18 protein-coding genes and 1 pseudogene are annotated in these 18613 nt (G+C 63.9%); 11 read left to right on the forward strand and 8 right to left on the reverse strand.

Translation table 11 applies throughout. The annotated features are described in order from the left end of the window. The first annotated feature begins 17 nt into the window (after positions 1–17). Complete coding sequence (locus JVX98_RS29155; protein WP_246765115.1) at positions 18–1244, forward strand: NAD(P)/FAD-dependent oxidoreductase; 1227 nt, start codon at positions 18–20, stop codon at positions 1242–1244. 44 nt (positions 1245–1288) lie between these two features. Here JVX98_RS29155 and JVX98_RS29160 read toward each other — a convergent pair whose 3' ends face one another. The 3 genes and pseudogenes from JVX98_RS29160 to JVX98_RS29165 form a co-directional block, all read right to left on the reverse strand. Then, a complete protein-coding gene (locus JVX98_RS29160) occupies positions 1289–2266 on the reverse strand; it encodes an ROK family protein (RefSeq protein ID WP_246765116.1) in 978 nt (325 codons plus the stop codon). 36 nt (positions 2267–2302) lie between these two features. Continuing rightward, positions 2303–2464: pseudogene (locus JVX98_RS32750) on the reverse strand (hypothetical protein); the annotation flags it as partial. A 57-nt stretch (positions 2465–2521) separates the two neighbouring features. Then, positions 2522–3346 (reverse strand): helix-turn-helix domain-containing protein, encoded by an 825-nt coding sequence (locus JVX98_RS29165; RefSeq protein WP_205239917.1) that lies wholly within the window; start codon positions 3344–3346, stop codon positions 2522–2524. A 256-nt stretch (positions 3347–3602) separates the two neighbouring features. Between JVX98_RS29165 and JVX98_RS29170 the strand changes: the two genes are divergently transcribed. The 9 genes from JVX98_RS29170 (at position 3603) to JVX98_RS29210 (ending at position 12889) form a co-directional block, all read left to right on the forward strand. After that, a complete protein-coding gene (locus tag JVX98_RS29170) occupies positions 3603–4826 on the forward strand; it encodes an amino acid ABC transporter substrate-binding protein (RefSeq protein WP_205239918.1) in 1224 nt (407 codons plus the stop codon). Positions 4827–5013: 187 nt separating this feature from the next. Beyond that, the gene (locus JVX98_RS29175) at positions 5014–5886 is read left to right on the forward strand and encodes a branched-chain amino acid ABC transporter permease (RefSeq protein ID WP_205239919.1); all 873 of its coding nucleotides are present in this window, start codon (positions 5014–5016) and stop codon (positions 5884–5886) included. Beyond that, positions 5883–6836 (forward strand): branched-chain amino acid ABC transporter permease, encoded by a 954-nt coding sequence (locus JVX98_RS29180; RefSeq protein WP_205239920.1) that lies wholly within the window; start codon positions 5883–5885, stop codon positions 6834–6836. Before JVX98_RS29175 ends, JVX98_RS29180 begins: the two co-directional genes overlap by 4 nt. Beyond that, a complete protein-coding gene (locus tag JVX98_RS29185; RefSeq protein ID WP_192449079.1) occupies positions 6833–7561 on the forward strand; it encodes an ABC transporter ATP-binding protein in 729 nt (242 codons plus the stop codon). Before JVX98_RS29180 ends, JVX98_RS29185 begins: the two co-directional genes overlap by 4 nt. Then, the gene (locus tag JVX98_RS29190; RefSeq protein WP_192449080.1) at positions 7554–8267 is read left to right on the forward strand and encodes an ABC transporter ATP-binding protein; all 714 of its coding nucleotides are present in this window, start codon (positions 7554–7556) and stop codon (positions 8265–8267) included. The genes JVX98_RS29185 and JVX98_RS29190 overlap by 8 nt, the downstream gene beginning before the upstream one ends. 21 nt (positions 8268–8288) lie before the next feature. Beyond that, complete coding sequence (locus tag JVX98_RS29195) at positions 8289–9740, forward strand: aldehyde dehydrogenase (RefSeq protein WP_205239921.1); 1452 nt, start codon at positions 8289–8291, stop codon at positions 9738–9740. Positions 9741–9832: 92 nt separating this feature from the next. Continuing rightward, on the forward strand, positions 9833–10591 hold the full coding sequence (locus tag JVX98_RS29200; protein ID WP_192449082.1) for an SDR family NAD(P)-dependent oxidoreductase: 759 nt from the start codon (positions 9833–9835) through the stop codon (positions 10589–10591). A gap of 55 nt (positions 10592–10646) precedes the next feature. Continuing rightward, on the forward strand, positions 10647–12329 hold the full coding sequence (locus JVX98_RS29205; protein ID WP_192449296.1) for a thiamine pyrophosphate-requiring protein: 1683 nt from the start codon (positions 10647–10649) through the stop codon (positions 12327–12329). Between the two features lie 26 nt (positions 12330–12355). Next, positions 12356–12889: a 2,4'-dihydroxyacetophenone dioxygenase family protein gene (locus tag JVX98_RS29210; protein ID WP_205239922.1), complete on the forward strand. Its 534-nt coding sequence runs from the start codon at positions 12356–12358 to the stop codon at positions 12887–12889. Between the two features lie 154 nt (positions 12890–13043). Here the strand turns inward: JVX98_RS29210 and JVX98_RS29215 are convergent, their stop codons facing one another. Continuing rightward, complete coding sequence (locus JVX98_RS29215) at positions 13044–13832, reverse strand: glutaredoxin family protein (RefSeq protein WP_205239923.1); 789 nt, start codon at positions 13830–13832, stop codon at positions 13044–13046. 55 nt (positions 13833–13887) lie between these two features. On the opposite strand from JVX98_RS29215, the gene JVX98_RS29220 reads away from it, so the two are divergent. Further along, positions 13888–14292, forward strand: coding sequence for a MerR family transcriptional regulator (locus JVX98_RS29220; RefSeq protein ID WP_197067187.1), 405 nt, complete (start codon positions 13888–13890; stop codon positions 14290–14292). A gap of 111 nt (positions 14293–14403) precedes the next feature. Here the strand turns inward: JVX98_RS29220 and JVX98_RS29225 are convergent, their stop codons facing one another. From JVX98_RS29225 to JVX98_RS29240, 4 genes are read right to left on the reverse strand one after another with little or no spacing between them, the layout of a single operon-like run. Further along, positions 14404–15708, reverse strand: a complete 1305-nt coding sequence (locus JVX98_RS29225; RefSeq protein ID WP_205239924.1) for an aspartate aminotransferase family protein — start codon at positions 15706–15708, stop codon at positions 14404–14406. Then, positions 15705–16523, reverse strand: coding sequence for an N-formylglutamate amidohydrolase (locus JVX98_RS29230; RefSeq protein WP_205239925.1), 819 nt, complete (start codon positions 16521–16523; stop codon positions 15705–15707). Before JVX98_RS29230 ends, JVX98_RS29225 begins: the two co-directional genes overlap by 4 nt. Before the next feature lie 18 nt (positions 16524–16541). Then, positions 16542–17882, reverse strand: a complete 1341-nt coding sequence (locus JVX98_RS29235) for a glutamine synthetase family protein (RefSeq protein WP_205239926.1) — start codon at positions 17880–17882, stop codon at positions 16542–16544. A gap of 34 nt (positions 17883–17916) precedes the next feature. Then, positions 17917–18579, reverse strand: a complete 663-nt coding sequence (locus JVX98_RS29240; RefSeq protein WP_192449088.1) for an isochorismatase family cysteine hydrolase — start codon at positions 18577–18579, stop codon at positions 17917–17919. Positions 18580–18613: the final 34 nt, after the last annotated feature.

The following is an 18613-nucleotide window of genomic DNA, read 5'->3' on the forward strand; positions in this document are numbered from 1 at the left end:
GAAGGGATGGCAGAACCGTGAGTGCGATAGTGATAGTGGGTGGCGGCCAGGCTGCCGTTGCCGCGGCTGCCCGGTTGAGGGCGCTCAAGGTCGAGCGGCCGATCACGATCATTGCCGATGAAGCAGTGCTGCCTTACCAAAGACCGCCGCTTTCGAAGAGCTACCTGCTGGGCGGTGCTTCTCTCACCGATATCTTGCTCAGGCCCGCGAGCTGGTACGCCGACCTCGGCATCGAAATCTTGACCGGGACACGGGTCGACCACATCGATCGCAATCGGCAACGTGTTACGTGCGATACCGGCGAAGAGCGCGCCTACGGAACGCTCGTTCTGGCAACGGGCGGATCTCCACGGGCGTGGCCGGCGACCCTCGGGGGAAACCTGGGCGGTGTCTATGTGGCGCGGAACAAGGCGGATGCCGATCGGCTCATGCCTGAAATGATACCTGGAAAGACCATGCTCGTCGTCGGTGGCGGCTATGTCGGCCTGGAAGCTGCCGCCGTCGGCGCTGAACTCGGCCTGAACGTGACGGTGATCGAGGCGGACGCCCGGATTCTCAATCGTGTTGCATCATCGGCGACATCAGACTTTTTAAGAAAACTTCACGTGCGCCATGGGGTCTCCATCAAGGAGAGCACTGGCCTTGTTCGTTTCGTCGGCAACAACGGCCGTGTCGCCGAAGCCGAGACGAGCGACGGCTCCATCCTGCCCATCGATTTCGCAATCGTTGGAATTGGGATCACCCCGAACATCGGCCTGGCGGAAGGATGCGGGCTCGCCGTGATGAACGGTATCCTGGTCGACGCCTTCGGCAGAACCTCGGATCCAAACGTCTACGCAGTCGGAGATTGCGCCGCTTTCCCGTACGGTCAAGGCACGGTCCGATTGGAGTGCGTACAGAACGCGATTGACCTCGCCGAAGCTGCCGCAGCATCGATTGCGGGCTCCCCGAAACCCTATGTACCAGTGCCCTGGTTCTGGTCAGATCAATATGATGCGAAGCTGCAGATCGCCGGACTGAACACGGGTTACACCGACGTCCTTTCGCGCGCTGGAAAGACTGCCGACGCGCGCTCGCTCTGGTATTTCGACAAGGAACGGTTTCTCGCCGTCGACGCCATCAACGATGGCAAATCGTTTGTGATGGGGAAGAAGCTTCTCGCACGCGGCATTTCTCCTTCCAGGGACATCCTTGCAGATCCAGACATCGACGTGGTTGGTTATGTCCAATCCCTGTTGCGCTGACCTTCAGCGCTGTGATCGCGTCGGCTGGTAACGGCGCCGCCTGCCTACCGCATCCCCTCGAGCGATTGCTTCGTCAGCAGATCCGGGTGCGGCGTCATCAGGTTCAAGAGAGGAAGAGCGGATGCGCCCAAAAGCGCGCTCGTGGTGCCCAACCTGCTAATCTCGACCCTTTGATGAGCCTCGTCCGTGCAAGTCGACGGCAGGATTTCCTGCACGCCCGCGAGAAGCAACTCCAGCAACCAGCCGGGCGCCGTTCCGCCCAGAATGATCCGATCGGGGTCGAATGCGTTCTCCAACGTCACGATGGCGCGCGTGAGGGGAGGGACCGCCCTTGCAAGCCAGGCTTTGATCTCGCCGTCGTCGGAACCCAGGCGATCGATCCGATCGCCGAATTCGGCCAGCGACAAATAGGTGTGCAGGCAGCCCCTGTTGCCGCAGTGGCATTGAGGGCCGTTCGGGTCCACGAGGATGTGACCGAATTCGCCGGCGTTCCCGCGATAGCCGCGTTGCAGCTTGCTGTCGCGCACGATCGCGCCACCGACGCCGGCGCCAATGAAGATGTAAAGGAAGTCGCTTCGTTCCTTGGCCGTACCTGAGAGATTTTCCGCCATCGCGGCTGCATTCGCGTCATTCTCGATCCACGTGTCCGGACCGAAGAAATGCTGGATCGTGCGGACTTGCTCGAGATAATCCGAATGCGGCTCGCGGTGCCGTGGCATGGCAAGCGGGGCCGAGACCGCGATCCCGACGCCAAGCCGCGCCCTGTCTTGCATGCTTTGCGAACAGGCCGCTTCTATTTGTTCCAGGGAACGGCGTATTTCCGCCGCGTCCGACGTGAGCTTGAAGGCGCCGCCCTCGAACACGACGTCTCCGACCAGATTGGTGCCCAGGTACCGGCATTCGGACCCGGTCACGTGAAAGCCGAGCGAATAGCCGCGGTCCGGATTGATGGCGACCTCGATCTGCGGCTGACCCCGAAGCCCCTTGCGCCTGCCGATCTGTTTGACGAAGCCTTCGGCCAACAGGTCTTCGACAATGTTCCTTACGGCCTGTGGTGTCAGGCCGCTCAACCTTGCAAGCTCGACCCGCGATAGACTTTCCGTCCGCCGAAGCGCGTCGAGGATTACAGCCCGATTGTAGGTCCTTGTAAGGGCTGCGGAATTTCCAAACTTTACCACATCCGCCTCAATATTCGTTGGTTGCACACCTAGCAAAACCACCGCAAATCGGCAACCGCGCCGGATCCGGACGACCGCGCACCCGACACTGCCTGAGGCTCACGGCCAGGCCGCGTAGTTCGTGTTGACGTCGCTCCTCTTCAAGGCGGCGCCGGCGCGATGGGCGCGCGGCGACACGCCCGCGATGCGCTTGAAGAACCGGCTGAAATAAGCGGCGTCCTTGAAGCCGAGCGCTTCTGCCACTTCTGAAACCTGCAGGCCGGAATTGTCGAGCAGGATCGAGGCTTCCGTCATCAGCCGCTCGTGAATGAGTTCCATCGGGGTTCGGCCGGTCGCTCGCCGGGTCGCGGTGTTCAGCCGGTCGGCGGTCACGCCGAGCGCCTCGGCATAGGCGCCGATCGACCAGTGGTCGCGAATGTGCAGTTCCACGAGATGGACGAAGCTGCGCACGATCGCCCGCGGCGACGGTTGCGGCCGGTCGTGACCGGGGTTTGCCAGCCGCCAGATGGAGATCAGCACCAGCGCCAGTTGATGGCGGATGACTTCCTGTGCGCCGGGCTCGTTGGCGCTGAGTTCCTGTTCTATGGCTTGCAACGCCTGGGACAACTGGCGGGCAGCCGCGACCGGGATACGGGCGCCAAGGATCGGGCGAGCGATCGCTTCGCGCACCTGGGCAAAGACGGCGCCCGTCGGCATCGCCGAACCGAGCACGAGATCGGGAATAGCCAGCGACGCCCCCTCGGCGCCCGCGTCGAACAGGACGGATCCTGTCTCGCCTGCCGGCGCCCACACGATCGCCGGGCCGGATAGCGGAACGTCATGCCGACCGACGCGGATATGGCCGCCGCCCGAAAGCACGACGAAGATCCGGTTACGGGTCCCGCGGAACGTCCATTCCGATTGCGACAGGGCCGCCTTGAACACTCGTGCCTCGGTGGGGCCGGCGGGGCGTGCGCTTGTGGTTGGCTGGTTCGTTGCAGAGGTGCTGGAAGCTGGCGTCACATCGTGATCCCGGTTTCCGTGAAAAGTACAAGTATCTCTTGTAAAAGTCTATTCCGTAGCGACAGGGCCGGTATTAGCCTGAGATGGTCGAATACAGCTTCTGGATGCCGGAGGAGAACGGGCACCAGGCGAGCATGACGACGGGGCTCGCACCACGCGGGCAAATGGGAGGAGAATCATGAAAACCTTTCGACGCAGGCAAGTCCTGCGAACGACGGCGCTCGCCGTGATCATGCTCGCCAGCGGCATCGCCAGCACGGCGGTGGCTGAGGACCGCAAGTCCGTGAAGATCGGTTATGCGATCTCGAAGACCGGGCCGAACGCGGGCGGTGCCGGCATTACCACGCTGCCGAACTACCAGCTTTGGGTAAAGGACGTGAACGACGCCGGCGGCCTCGAACTGCCTGACGGTTCGAAACTGCCGATCGAAGTCATCGAGTATGACGACCGCTCCTCGTCCGAAGAGGTCGTGCGAGCGGTCGAGCGCCTGGCGACCCAGGACGAGGTCGATTTCATGCTCGTGCCCTGGGGCACGGGCTTCAACCTGGCCGTCGCACCGCTGTTTGACCGCTACGGCTATCCGCAGCTCGCCGTCTCTGCCGTCACCGACAAGGCGCCGCAATTCGTGCAGCGCTGGAAGAAGAGCTTCTGGATGCTGGGCGGCGGCCACGACTATGCGCGGGCGCTCGCCGCGATCCTTGCCGAAACCAGCAAGGCCGGCACGATCAACACCAAGGTGGCGATGGTCTCGGTTGCCGACGGCTTCGGCATCGATCTGGTCACGGCCGCCCGTCCGGCCTTCGCGGAAGCCGGCATCGAGGTCGTCTATGACAAGACCTATCCTGTCGGCACCTCCGACTTCTCGCCGATGATCAACGAGGCGAAGGCAAGCGGCGCCGATGCTTTCGTTGCCTTCTCCTATCCGCCGGATACTTTCGCGCTGACGCAGCAGGCACAGGTGGCAAGCTTCAATCCCAAGGTGCTCTATCTCGGGGTTGGCACCGGCTTTCCGGTCTACGGCAAGAACAACGGCGACAATGCCACAGGCATCATGAGCCTGGGTGGCATCGACCCGAACAACGCGGCCAATGCCGACTATCGCAAGCGCCACGAAGCCGTCACCGGCGTCGCGCCAGATTACTGGGGCAGCGTCATCACCTATGCCAGCCTGCAGATGCTGCAGGAGGCGATCAAGCGCAAGGGTCTCGACCGGGAGGCGGTGTCTGCCGAACTTTCGAGCGGCACGTTCGAAACCGTCATCGGCGAAACCCGGTTCGAGGACAACCAGTTGCGCAAGCTCTGGTGGACGGGACAATGGCAGAACGGCCAGTTCGTCGGCGTGGCGCCAGGCGACCGGGAGGGCGCGAGCAAACCCGTCCTGCCGCGCCAGGCCTGGAAGTAGCCTGAGACCGCATCGGCCGGAAAACTGCGAAGGGTAGAGCCGAGCAGGAAGGCCGCCGCGGCGCGCCGTGCCGGCGTCCTGGTCAGTCAAGCGAGACAAGCCCCATCCCCATCGCGGGGAGGGGCGATCCTAAGGGGCAGGCGCGCGATCGCGACGGTCCCAAAGAGTGAAATAGAGGAGGAGGCCGATGTTCGCCACGGCCCTTTTGTCCGGGCTCGTGCTCGGCGGAACCTATGCGCTTGTCGCGATGGGGCTGACGCTCCAATACGGCATCGCGCGGATCATGAATCTCGCCTATGGCGAAATCATCATCGCTGCGGCCTTCCTGGCCTATAGCCTGTTCAATTTCTGGGGGCTTAATCCGGTGCTCGGCCTGTTGGTCGCTGCACCTGCCGGCTTTGCCCTCGGCTATCTGATCTATGCCGTGATGATGCGGCCGCTGGTGGCGAGGGCGAAAGACAAGGCGAGCCTCGAGATCGATTCCATCCTGGCGACCTTCGGCCTGCTCTTCGTCATCCAGGGCGTGCTGCTCGTCGCCTTCGGCGCCAACTTCACCAGCTACAGCTATCTCAATATCGCTGTCGATGTGTTCGGAACCACGATCGCTGCCAACCGGCTGCTCGCCTTCGTGCTGGCCACCGTCTTTGCAGGTGCTCTCTATCTGGTCCTCACGCGCACGCTCTGGGGAACGGCGCTGCGCGCCGTCTCGGTCGCACCCGGCTCGGCGCCGCTCGTCGGCATCGATGTCGACCGTGCGGCCCGCCTGGCCTTTGCGCTCGGCGGCGCACTTGCCGCGGCCGGTGGCGTGGTCATTTCCATGTACCAGACGTTTACCGCCACCTCCGGCGTCGTCTTCACCATGAAGGCGCTGATCGTCGTCATCATGGGCGGTGTCGGCAACGTTCCCGGTGCACTGTCGGCCGGCCTCATCCTCGGCGTCGTCGAGACCTTCGTCGCCACCTATCTCGATCCTGGCCTGACGCTGGCCGCGACCTATGCCATCTTCCTCGTGGTGCTGCTGTGGCGTCCCGCCGGCCTGTTCGGGAGGGCTGCGCGATGAGCCGTATTCCACGTTTGTCAGCCCTGTTTTTCGCCTTGGTGATCGGCAGTCTGGCCTTCGTTCCCTACCTCGTCGGTCCTTACGGCGTAACGCTGATGATCGGCATGCTCGGCTACGTGACGCTTGCGTCCGCCTGGGCGATGTTCTCCGGCCCGACGCGCTATGTGTCGCTTGCAACCGTCGCTTTCTTCGGCATAGGCGCCTACACGGTCGCCGTCTTCAGCGAGAGCCTCAGCTATCCGCTGCTGCTTCTCGTTGCCGCCGCGATCGGCCTTGTCGTTGCGGTCGTCGTCGGTCTGTCGACGTTGCGACTTGCCGGGGTCTATTTCGTCATCTTCACCTTCGGTCTTGCCGAACTGGTGCGCCAGCTGGTCACCTGGTACGAGGTCAACATGACGGGAACGCTCGGCCGCTACATCTTCCTGCCGGTGACGCCCGAGGGCATCTACTGGCAGCTGCTGGCGCTTGCCACCGTCACCTTCCTCTTGTCCTTTGCGATCGTCCGCAGCCGCTTCGGGCTGGCGCTGAAGGTCATCGGCGACGACGAAGTCGTGGCGCGCCATTGCGGCATCGATATTGCCCGGCTGAAGCTTGCGCTCTTTGCCTTGAGCTCGGTGATCATCACGCTGGTCGGAGCGATCCAGGCGCCGCGATGGACCTATGTCGAACCCTCCATCGCGTTCAACCCGACGGTGTCGTTCCTGACGCTGATCATGGCCCTGCTCGGTGGCGCCAACCGGCTCTATGGCCCGATCTTCGGGGCGGTGCCGCTCTTCCTGTTGTTCGAGTGGCTCTCGGCCAATTTCCCGAACCACTATTCGATCATCCTCGGCCTGCTCTTTATCGACATCGTCTTCGTTCTGCCGCGCGGTGTGCTCGCCTTTGCCGAAGAACATTGGAGCCGCTGGCGCCGACCGGCCATCAAGCCGGCTGCAGGAGGGGCACAATGAGCGAGATCCTGACCATTTCCGGCCTGACGAAGCGTTTTGGCGGGCTGACCGCGGTCAACGCCGCGTCGTTCTCACTGACCAAAGGCGAAATCGTCGGGCTGCTCGGGCCGAATGGCTCCGGCAAGACCACCGTGCTCAACATGATTTCGGGGCACCTCGCGCCGTCAGGCGGAACAATTGCGCTCAACGGTAAGACCATTTCCGGTCTGGCGCCCAACCGGATCGCCTTGAAGGGGGTTGCCCGGACTTTCCAGCTGGTTCGTGGACTGCCATCGCTGACCGTCGCCGAGAACGTTATCGCCGCACTCGCCTTCGGCCGGCGGAAGCTTTGGGGGGATGAGGCCCGCAGCGAGGCGCTTGCCCGGCTTGCGGAGGTCGGCCTTGCGCAAAGGGCCGACCAGAGCGCGCAGGAATTGACCTACATCGACCAGAAGCGCATGGAGCTTGCCCGCGCGCTGGCGGCCGAGCCCGAACTGTTGCTGCTCGACGAATGGCTCGCAGGCCTCAACCCGACGGAGCTTCGCACCGGCATCGACCTGATCCAGGGACTTGCCGATCGCGGCATCACCATCCTGCTCGTCGAGCACGTGATGGATGCCATCCGGGCCCTTTGCGGCCGTTGCGTCGTCATGAATGCCGGGCGAAAGATCGCCGATGGGCCGACGGCCGAGACGCTGACCGATCCCGAGGTCGTCAAAGCCTATCTTGGAGATGGCCATGCTTGAAGTCAGCAATCTCTGCCTGCACTACGGACGCCATGTTGCGCTTCGCGACCTGTCGCTCGAGGTCTGCCGACGCGAAACGGTCGTCATCCTCGGCGCCAATGGCGCCGGCAAATCGTCGTTGCTCAAGGCAATTGCCGGCCTGGTTCGGCCGGACGCCGGTGCGCGCATCACCTTTGAGGGCCGCAATATTACCGGTACCTCAGCGCATGATGTGGTCGAAGCCGGTATCGCACTGGTACCGGAGGGTCGCGGCGTTTTTGGCGATCTGACGGTTGAGGAGAACCTCGCCCTTGGCGCCTATGCAAGGCGGGCAAGAGACGGCGCGCGCGACCGTCAGGCCTTTGTCTATGAGCTGTTCCCGAAACTGCGCGACCGAAGGCGCCAATACGTCAACACCATGTCTGGCGGCGAGCAACAGATGGTGGCGATCGGCCGCGCGCTGATGTCCAAGCCGGACCTTCTGATGCTGGACGAACCGAGCCTGGGGCTCGCACCGGTCGTCGTCGGCGAACTCTTCGCCAGTCTCGGACGGATCCGCGAGGCGGGGCTTGCGCTGCTGATCGTCGAGCAGAACGTCAAGATGAGCCTATCGATCGCCGATCGCGGCTACCTCGCCGAAGCCGGGCGCATCACCGGCGAAGGCACCGCACAGGCGCTGATGAACGATGCCGCTGTCCAGCGCGCATTCCTCGGCGCCGCCGTCTGAAATTTCGACAAGGAGAAACCCATGAACATGCTGGGATTGAAGATCAACAACGCCGAGATCGAGGCTGCGGACGGGCGCTTCTTCGAGCGACTGAACCCCATCTCGGGCGAGGTGGCCTCGAAGGTGGCGGCCGCCAGCATCGACGATGCGCGGCTCGCGGTGAACGCCGCGGCGAAGGCTTTCCCGGCCTGGGCGGCAACCGGTCCCCGTGAGCGTCGCAAGCTGCTGCTTGCCGCCGCAGACCGCCTGCAGGCAAAGGCAGAGGAATTCGTCGCTGCGATGGCCGCCGAAACCGGCGCAACGGCGGGTTGGGCGATGTTCAATGTCGGCCTTGCCGCAGACATGCTGCGCGAAGCCGCTTCGATGACGACCCAGATTTCCGGCGAGATCATCCCCTCCAACCGGCCGGGCAGCCTTGCCATGGCGGTCCGCCAGCCGGCCGGCGTGGTGCTCTCGATCGCGCCGTGGAATGCGCCGGTCATTCTCGGCGTGCGCTCCATCGCCATGCCGCTTGCCTGTGGCAACACCGTCGTGATGAAGACATCGGAAATCTGCCCCAGAACCCACCGTTTGATTGTTGACGCGCTGCACGAGGCGGGCCTGCCCGATGGCGTGCTCAATGCCGTGTCGAACGCACCGGAAGACGCCGGCGCGATCGTCGAGGCGCTGATCGCCCATCCGGCCGTGCGGCGCGTCAACTTCACCGGGTCGACGCGCGTCGGGCGCATCATCGCCGAAACGGCGGGGCGCCACCTGAAGCCGGCGCTGCTCGAACTCGGTGGCAAGGCGCCCTTTGTCGTGCTCGATGATGCCGACCTCAACCAGGCGGTCGCTGCGGCGGCCTTCGGCGCCTACATGAACCAGGGGCAGATCTGCATGTCGACCGAACGCATCGTCGTCGACGATGCGATTGCCGATCGCTTCGTCGAGGCGCTGGCCGCCAAGGTCAAGACGCTCAAGGCAGGCGATCCGCGCAAGGGCGAAACGCCGCTCGGCTCTGTCGTCGACGCCCACGCCGCGCAGCGCATCGATGCGCTCGTTCGCGACGCCGTGTCCAAGGGCGCCGTCCTTGCTGCCGGCGGCGGCATCAACGGCACGATCGTCGATGCCATCCTGCTCGACCGTGTCGTTCCGTCCATGCGCATCTATGGCGAGGAAAGCTTCGGGCCGGTGGTTTCTGTGGTGCGTGTCGGGTCGGTCGACGAAGCCGTCCGGGTCGCCAACGACACCGAATACGGCCTGTCCTCGGCCGTATTCGGTCGCGACGTCAACCGGGCGATGGCCGTCGCGCGTCGCATCGAGTCCGGCATCTGCCACATCAACGGGCCGACCGTGCACGACGAGGCGCAGATGCCGTTCGGCGGCGTCAAGGAAAGCGGCTACGGCCGCTTCGGCGGCAAGGCCGGCATCGCCGAGTTCACCGAGCTGCGATGGGTCACGATCCAGGACGGTCCGATCCACTACCCGATCTAAGTGCACGTCGACCGCCGGCTCCGCGTCGCTTGAGGGTGGACGCGGCTTCCCGGAAGGACGGCAACAGATGCGTTCGAAAGGAGATCCGCCACGTGCCAGCACTTGAACGCAAGACCTGCATCGTGACCGGCGGGGCCGGCAGCCTTGGCCTTGCCTGTGCCAGGCTGTTTCTGGCCGAAGGCGCCAACGTCACCCTCGTCGATCTCTCCATGGCATCACTGGAGACTGCGGCGGAAGGCTTGCCGCGCGATCGTATCCTGCTCATCGCGGCTGACGTTTCCGACAGGGCCGAGACGCAGCGTTATGTCGGCGAAACCGTCGCGCGCTTCGGGCCGATCGACGTACTGGTCTCCAATGCCGGAAATTTCGGCACTGTGGCGCCGATCGCCGATTATCCCGACGATGTGTTCGACGCGGTCCAGGCCGTACATGTGAAGGGCGCGTTCCTCGCCGCAAAACATGCGGTTCCGGCAATGCGCGATGGCGGCAGCATCGTCATTACCTCGTCGGTGGCAGCCACCCGGGGCGATGCCGGCGTCTACGCATACATCACCGCCAAACATGCGCAGGTCGGCCTGATGCGCTGCCTGGCGAAGGAACTGGCGCCGCGGCGCATCCGGGTCAACACCATTCACCCCGGCCCGATCGACAACGGTTTCCAGCTTGCGGTCGAACAGGGCCTGGGAGCTGCGATCGACGAAGACGGAACCGAATTCTTCAACCGGATGATCCCGCTCGGGCGGCATGGAACGCCAAATGAGATTGCCCGTTCGGTGCTTTACCTCACCTCGGATCAGTCGAGCTTCGTCACCGGAACGATGCTGATGGTCGATGGCGGCATGAGCTGCTGACAACGCAAGGGAGCGCACTTTGGCCAGTGAGAACGGCGAACACGATACAAGAACGATGACGGCAGGCGGCGCCTTGCTCGCACGCCTGAAAGCGGTCGGCGTCGACTACATCTTCGCCAATTCCGGAACGGACTTCCCGCCGATCATCGAGGGGTTGGCTGAGGCTGAAGCCAAGGGTGTGGCCTTGCCCGAGGCGATCGTCATGCCGCACGAAAGCGCGGCAATGGGCATGGCGCATGGCTACTATCTGGCGACCGGACGAGCGCAGGCGGTCATGGCCCACACCAATGTCGGGCTCGCCAATTGCGCGATCGGCGCGATCAACGCAGCCACCGAGCACATCCCGGTCCTGTTGTTTTCGGGCAAGACGCCGGTCACCGAGCGCGGTCAGCTCGGTTCGCGCACGGTGCCGATCGGCTGGGGCCAGGAGATGCGCGACCAGGCGGCGCTGGTGCGCGAGGCGGTCAAGTGGGACGACGAGCTGCGCTTTGCCGAACACGTGCCTCAAATGGTCGACCGGGCCTATGCCATTGCCACCTCGACGCCGCGCGGGCCCGTCTATATGAGCCTGCCGCGCGAGGTGCTCTGCCGCCCCTGTCCGAGCGACGGGCTTGCCGAGCCGCTGTCGATGAAGCCGGCCGTGCATGCGCCGTCGGCAGAGGCGATCGCCGCCGCGGCCCAACTGCTCGCCGGGGCTCAAAACCCGCTCATTGTCGCCCAACGCGGGGCGGGCTCCGAAGCCGGTTTTCAGGCCCTGTCGTCTCTTGCGTTCGATCGCGGCATTCCTGTCTGCCAGTACTGGGCGGTGCAGCTTGCGATTGCCACCGATCATCCGATGGCGGCCGCCGCCGATCCGAAAGTGCTGGTGGAGGACGCCGACGTCATCCTCGTCATCGATGCGCTGGCGCCATGGTCGCCGGATATCCATCGGCTCAAACCCGGCTGCAAGGTGATCCAGCTCGGGCAGGATCCGCTGTTTCAACGGTTCCCCGTTCGCTATTTCCGTTCCGACGTGACGATTGCGTGCGACATCGATGCGGGGCTCTTGGCCCTGCAGGATGCCTTGCGGCAATTTCCAGTGTCGCCCGATGTCGAGGCGCGCCGCGGGCTCGTGGCCGCAACCAATCGCGCCGCCCGCGACGCGACAGAGGCGAGGGCGGTCGCCGGCATGGCCGATCCCATGACCAAGGAATGGGTGAGCCTGAAACTGTCGGAGGCTATTGCCGGCCGCGAGGCGAGCGTGCTTTCCGAGCTTGGCTGCCCGCTTGCGCCGATCAGGCTCGATCACCCGCGCGCCTGGTATCAGGAGCCGCATTCCGGCGGTCTCGGCTGGGCGTTTCCGGCCGCGCTCGGTATGCAGCTGGCCGACCGCGACAGGCTGATCGTCGCGACGATGGGCGACGGCTCCTACATCTTTTCCAATCCGGCCGCCTGCCACCAGATCGCCGAGGCGCTGGCTCTGCCGATCCTCATCGTCATCCTCAACAATGCGGAGTGGGGTGCCGTGCGCCAGTCGGTGCTCGGCGTCTATCCCGAAGGCTATGCCGCCAAAGCAAACCGGATGCCGCTCACCTCGCTGTCGCCGGTTCCCGACTTCGCCAAGGTCGCCGAGGCCAGCAATGCCCATGCCGAAACCGTCAGCCGCGGGGAGGAACTGGCAGCAGCGCTGAAGCGCGCCATCGGCCACATCGATACCAAACGGGGCGCTGCGTTGCTGAACGTGCACGTGCGCGCCTGAGCACTGGACCAAACCCGGAGGACATCATGCCTGAGCTTGCGACAACGGAATTCTGGAAGGACCTGAAGCCGATCACCAAGGTGTTCCAGCCGGATGCCTTGCCCGAGGTCTACCTGGAAAATGCGGCGACGGAGGACGAGCGCTTCTATGTGCCCTTTACCGAAACCGTATCGTCACGGCCGCTCTGGATCTCGCCGACGCAGAACAAGTGGTGCGATATCCTGATGGCGAAGAAGGCGGGGCTGGTAAACCGCCACTACCATCCCCACGAAGTCTTCGCCTATACGATCTCGGGCAAGTGGGGCTACCTGGAACACGACTGGACGGCAACAGCCGGCGATTTCGTCTATGAGACGCCGGGAGAGGGCCATACCCTGGTTGCCTATGAACACGAACAGCCGATGAAGGTGTTCTTCCAGGTCAAGGGGCCGCTGATCTGGCTCGACGAGAAGGGCGAGCCAGACGGCTTCTTCGACGTGCATAATTACATCGCGCTTTGTCGCGACCACTACGAGAAAGTCGGCCTCGGTCGCGACTACGTCGACCGCCTGTTCCGATAGACGATCGCTTCACCCGCGGCGGCAGGCGCGCATCGTAATTGCGATCCGAAACCTGGCTGTGATCCAGCTGCTTTCTGTGAGGCTTCTGCTGAATGTGATGTCCGATCGGTGCAACCGCCCATTGGGCGCGTTGCCGCCGATCGGAACAGGCCCGCTACATGGCGTGTCCGACCGCTATGCCGAACGAGGCAGCGGCCATCCAGACGGCCATGGCAATCATCATCAGGTTTTCCGTGAGCGAGATGAAGCCGAGAGGAACGTTGCTGGATCCGCCGACGCAGGCGCACTTCAGTTCCCGCTTGTCGATGTAGAGCGCCTTGAAAACCGATGCGGCTCCCACCGTGCCGATGAACAGCGCGACCGGAACCGACAGCCAGTTCAACGCTCCCGCTATCATCAGGACCCCGGCGAGGCCTTCGGCATAGGGATAGATGTAGCTGTAGGGAACCCAGCGCTTCGCCAGCAAGTCGTAGTTCAGGAACATCGTCGCAAAACCTTCGACGTTCTGGAGCTTCAGGAGCGCAAGCACGACCATCGAGAAGGCGATGAACCATTCGCCCGCGCGCAGCGTGAACGGGCTGCCGTCGACCGCGTAGCTGGCGGCCATCGCCATCAAGGCGGTCAAGGCGAACAGAACGACGACAGGGCGGTAGCTCGTCGCCTTGGGGTCAGCGACCGGCTTTCCGAGAAACCTTCTCAGGTCGTCGTATCCTCCGACCCTGTTTTCATCGATGAACACCTGGGGTGTCGTCGCCACGCCGTGCTGTGCCTTGAAGGCGTCGGTCTCTTCGCGGCTTGTCAAATGGCGGTCGTCGACATCGTAGCCCGACCGCTTGAGCAGGTCTTTCGCCTTCAAGCCATAGGGGCAGGTATGCTCACCCATGACCATTCGATAGAGAACGGCCTTCTTGCGCGCCTGTCCTTGGTTCGTCCTGTCCAACATCTCACGTCTCCTTTTACTCTTGTGAAACTGTTGGCACGACCATACGTTCCGTACCATGGTACGGAGTCAAGAGCCCATGGAACTGACGATCGGAAAATTTGCAGCAGCCGGCGGCGTCGGCGTGGAGACGATCCGCTACTATCAGCGGCGAGGGTTGCTGGACACGCCACGAAGGCTTGAGGGCATCCGCCATTACGGTGACGGAGACGTCCGCCGCCTTCAGTTCATCCGGCAGGCCCAAACGGCCGGCTTCACGCTCGAGGAGATCAAGGAGCTTCTCGATCTCGATTCTGGAGAAGACAGGGAGAGAGCGCGAAACCTTGCGAAAAACCGCATTGGTGCGCTGGATGCCAAGATCGCCGAGCTTCAACAGGCGCGGAAAGCCTTGCAGCGACTGGTCGGGGAATGTGCCACTGACAAGTCGGGTCCTTGCCCGATCCTTGCGTCCTTCGATCTGTAGCGTCGAGCCGGGCGACGGTGGCCGCCCTGCTTGCCGCCGTTGCGCTCATGCTGGCAGTCGGGACGGGTTTCACCTCAAGGTCCTGGCCCTCGCGGGCGCAGGCTGTTGTGGTCACCAGCCCGCAAACTGCGCGACGACGTCATCGGGAACGGCACCTGCTTCGGCAAAGGCCTGTTCCAGAACGCCCAGTGCCTGACGGATATCGGTGTCCGCGATGGTTAGTGGCGGGGTCATCTCCAGAACGTTTGCGTTCATCCCGACACAGTAGACGACGAGGCCGAGTTCATAGGCCCGATAGATGAGTTTCGCCGCTTCCGTTCGCGCTGGCGCCCGTGTTTGCCGATCGAGGACGAGATCGACGCCGCAGGCAAGACCTCGACCGCGGATATCGCCGATCAGTTGATGTCGTTGGGCAAGCCTTGCCAGGCCGTCGCGCAGCAATTTGCCCTTGCGCTCGGCTTCCTGCGCAAGTTCTTCGCGTTCAATGGTTTCGAGAACGGCAAGTCCGGCGGCGCAGGAGATCGGGTTGCCGTGGAGCGTCTGCATGGCAAAGGCGCTGGCGCAATCAAGGATGCGCGCCGGACCGATCGCGGCGGAAAGCGGCAGCCCGCCGCCGAGGCCCTTGCCGATGGTCAGGATGTCGGGGACGAACTCCTCGTGCTCGAAGCAGTGCAGCCGACCGCTGCGGCCAAGCCCGACCTTCACTTCGTCGCAGACGACAAGCACGCCGTATTCACGGCAGATCGCGGCAAAGGTTTTGAAAAAGCCGGGCGGCGGGACGATCAGGCCGCCGTCTGACTGGATCGGCTCGATGAAGGCGGCGGCGAAATGTTCGGGCGCCGCCTCAAGCCGCTCCCGCAATTCAGCGAGGATCGCGCCACCCGTGGGGTCGTCGCGATAGGGGCGGTAGCGATCGGGGTAGGGCAGCAACAGCAGGCCCTCTGCCTTGGCCGCGCCCGACTGCACGCTATGCCCGGAAAAGGCCATCGAACCCACGGTACAACCATGATAGGCGCCGACGAAGGCGATGACGCCCGATCGTCCCGTCGCCTTGGTGACGGCGCGGAAGACCGCCTCGTTGGCGTCGGATCCGGAATGGCCGAACCAGACTTTGTTGTCGCCCGCCCCGGGAAAGGCCGCGAGCAGTTTTTCGGCAAGCGCCGTTGCCGGTCTGTTGGCCGCAGACAGAACGCTGGCGCCGGCGGGATTTGCCGCAGCACCGCAGACTGCCTCGACCAGCGCCGGGTGGCCATAGCCAAGGCTTGCTGCGCCCCAGGCACCGGAGAGGTCGATCAGTTCACGGCCACTTTCCTCGATCACCCGCGCGCCGCGGCCACCGGTCACGGCAAGCGGGAAGAAGCGCAGCTTCTGCAGGTTGGCGATTGCCGCTCGGTCTCTCTCGTAGAGTGCGGTCACCGGACTTCCCCGATGCTGGCTTTCAGACAGCGGGTCAGGCGTTCGCCCCAGGCGGCGACGCCCGCATGCGTGTCGATCAGATCGTGGCGCACCTCGACCAGAACGCCCGGAAGCCCGCGCGCATCGGCATGGACCGGCACGGTGTAATCCTCGTCCGGGTGGATGTTGTAGGGCTCGTTGTCGCCGATCGTCAGTTCGCGTTCGCTCGCCAGTTCACGGATCAGCGCGCCGGCGAAATCGACCGCGTCGCGATAGAGAATGCCCGCCTGCCAGGGGCGTGGCTTGCCGAAATAGACGGGCGTGAAGCTGTGGATGCCGACGACGAAGGGCCGCTTGCCTTCGCCTTCAAGCCGGTCAAGACGGCGGCTGACGGCGTTGGCAAAAGGCGTGAACAGCGTGTCTATCCGCTGCTGCCGCTCTTCGTCGCTTAAGCTTCGGTTGGCGGGAATTTCCGTCGTCTCGCTGACCTCGGGGATCATCGAGGGTGCGGAAAGCGGCCGGTTGCAGTCGATCACCAGCCGCGAATAGTTGGTGAAGAACAAAGGCGCATCGAGGCTGAGGCTCAAATGCTGGGCCAGCGCCATGGCGCCGATATCCCAGGCGATGTGGCGCTGGCGCTCGTGCAACGGCAGCCCCATATCGCTGAGCGCGCGCGGCATCCGGTTGGAGGCGTGTTCGCACAAAAGCAGGATCGGCGAGGTGCCGTCCGGATTGAAGACCGCGTAGGGCGGCAGTTCGTCGATCGAAAGCAGCGGCGCGCTTGGGTCGTGTCGCGCGCCCTGTTCGGGGCTCTTGATGGCCGTTGTCGAGGTCATGGGCTGCCCATCCATCAATCAGTAGACCGCCGCATAGCGGGCGCAGAGTTCGTCCGGCGAGAGCCCGTCGACGATGTCGATCTCCTTGCGCTTCATCGCCATGTAGCAGGCAAGGAAGTCTTGCGAGAACCAGCCGGTGACGACAGTATCGACGGCGAGTGTGTCCAGCGCTTCCGGCAGGCTTGCGGGCAGGCGACGGATGCCGAGCTTCTCCTGCTCTGCCGCCGAGAAATCGGACGGGTCCGAATTGATCAGGGGCGGCTGCTCGAGCCCGGCCCTGATGCCTTCGAGCCCGGCCTTCAAGAGGACAGCCAGCGAAAGGTGGGGGCTGGCGCAGGCGTCGGCCGCCCGATACTCCATGTTGAACTGCTTGGCCGGATTGCTGCCGGGCAGGTCCAGCGTCGGGCAGATCCGCAGCGTCGCTTCGCGGTTCTTTTCACCGAGGCAGGTATAGGCCGCACTCCAATGGTGGGGCACGAGCCGCATGTAGGAAAGCACCGATGGAGCGGTAAAGGCGGTCAGCGCCGGCAGATGCTTGATGACGCCGGCGGCAAAGGCACCGGCGATCTTGGAGAGCCTGCCAGGACGCGCCGCGTCGAAGGTCACCGGATTGCCGTCGAGATCGGTGAAGCTCACATGCAGGTGCACGCCGTTGCCGACGCCATTCGAGACCGTCTTCGGGGCAAAACTCGCATTCCAGCCGAAGAGGGCGGCGACTTCCTTGGTGATTGCACGGATGGTAGCGCCGCGATCAGCGGCGGTCAGCGCGTCGGCGGGACGGCAGGTGATTTCGAACTGGTCCTTGCCGTATTCCGGCAGGAACATTTCCGGCTCGGCGCCGGCTTCCTGCAAAGCGGTCATCAGCAGAGACCCGAAGGGTTCGGCACGGCGCTGGGCGCGCAGGCCGAAGGACGGCGCATCCGGCCAGTCGACGCCGAGTAACTGGAACTCCTGCTCGACGGCTGAAATGACTTTGAGGCCGACTTGTTCGTATTCCTTCAGCGTCTGTTTCAGGAAGCTGCGCACGCAGCAGTCCCAGGCATTGCCCTGGAGGTCGGTGATGTCGGCGTGATAGAAATGCAGCGGCGTCTCGTCTGGCAGGCAGGTGACGCGCGCCTTGCTGGCGGGATCCGCCATCAGCCGCAGGTCGCCGGCCGAGCCCCAGGGGTTGTTTTCGGCGATCATGTCGAAGGGCGTCAGCGCCAGATTGGCCGGCACCCAGCCGACCCCCTTGCGCAGGTAGCTGTCGATCTCGCTCGCGGCAAAGCTGCGGCCGCGGGTGATGCCGGCGATGTCTGTCGTGACGAAGGTGGCGAGTTCGGTCAGTTCTGCCGCCTTGCCGTTGTTGGTTTCAGTCATGGATTCCCCTCCAGTCTTGTTTTTCTGCGCACGCTCAGGCCTGGCGCAGGCCGTTCAGGCGGCTGACGACGGTGTCGGTGTCGGTTGTCCAGCAGTAGCCCGAATAGGCGCGAAGGGCCGCGTCATGGCGCTGCTCGCTGTAGGTGGCGCAGGCGTCGCTGACGACGGTGACGAGATAGCCGCGGTCGGCGGCATCGCGCACGGCCATGTCGACGCATTGGTCGGTGATGACGCCCGCGATGATCAGATAGCGGGTGTTGAGATTGCGCAGGATGTAGTCGATGTTGGTCGAGTTGAAGACGCCCGACGAGGTCTTCGGCAGCACGATCTCGTTGTCGATCGGCGCGAGTTCCGGAATGACCTGCCCCTCGGGTGATCCCTTCGGCACGTGCATGTCGGAGAGCTTGTGATCGAGCGAACGGTCGCGGCCGTCGAGCGTCAGGCTCTCGATGATCGTGTGCAGCACTTCGCAGCCGGCCTTGCGCGCCGCCTCCAGAATGCGCACCTGATTGGGGATCACGGTCTGGCGCAGGCGCTGGTGATAATAGCTGTCGGCGTCCTGCGGGTGGGTCGGGTCGAGGTTGGGCTCGCACCAGATGCGCTGCATGTCGACGAACAGAACGGACGTGCGGTCCGCCTCATAGGCGCTGTCGCGCCTCAAGAGATCGTCGCCAACCCTTACAGTGACTGCACTCATTCGAAATCTCCTCGGTTTGTCTGGTTCGCCGTGG

Origin of the sequence: Ensifer sp. PDNC004 (assembly GCF_016919405.1) — a bacterium.
Taxonomy (GTDB): Bacteria; Pseudomonadota; Alphaproteobacteria; order Rhizobiales; family Rhizobiaceae; genus Ensifer.

Coding starts and splice junctions, on each gene's coding strand:
- JVX98_RS29170 (WP_205239918.1), top strand. CDS start 3,603: ATGAAAACCTTTCGACGCAGGCAAGTCCTGCGAACGACGGCGCTCGCC.
- JVX98_RS29175 (WP_205239919.1), top strand. CDS start 5,014: ATGTTCGCCACGGCCCTTTTGTCCGGGCTCGTGCTCGGCGGAACCTAT.
- JVX98_RS29180 (WP_205239920.1), top strand. CDS start 5,883: ATGAGCCGTATTCCACGTTTGTCAGCCCTGTTTTTCGCCTTGGTGATC.
- JVX98_RS29185 (WP_192449079.1), top strand. CDS start 6,833: ATGAGCGAGATCCTGACCATTTCCGGCCTGACGAAGCGTTTTGGCGGG.
- JVX98_RS29190 (WP_192449080.1), top strand. CDS start 7,554: ATGCTTGAAGTCAGCAATCTCTGCCTGCACTACGGACGCCATGTTGCG.
- JVX98_RS29195 (WP_205239921.1), top strand. CDS start 8,289: ATGAACATGCTGGGATTGAAGATCAACAACGCCGAGATCGAGGCTGCG.
- JVX98_RS29205 (WP_192449296.1), top strand. CDS start 10,647: ATGACGGCAGGCGGCGCCTTGCTCGCACGCCTGAAAGCGGTCGGCGTC.
- JVX98_RS29210 (WP_205239922.1), top strand. CDS start 12,356: ATGCCTGAGCTTGCGACAACGGAATTCTGGAAGGACCTGAAGCCGATC.
- JVX98_RS29215 (WP_205239923.1), bottom strand. CDS start 13,832: ATGTTGGACAGGACGAACCAAGGACAGGCGCGCAAGAAGGCCGTTCTC.
- JVX98_RS29220 (WP_197067187.1), top strand. CDS start 13,888: ATGGTACGGAGTCAAGAGCCCATGGAACTGACGATCGGAAAATTTGCA.
- JVX98_RS29230 (WP_205239925.1), bottom strand. CDS start 16,523: ATGACCTCGACAACGGCCATCAAGAGCCCCGAACAGGGCGCGCGACAC.
- JVX98_RS29235 (WP_205239926.1), bottom strand. CDS start 17,882: ATGACTGAAACCAACAACGGCAAGGCGGCAGAACTGACCGAACTCGCC.
- JVX98_RS29240 (WP_192449088.1), bottom strand. CDS start 18,579: ATGAGTGCAGTCACTGTAAGGGTTGGCGACGATCTCTTGAGGCGCGAC.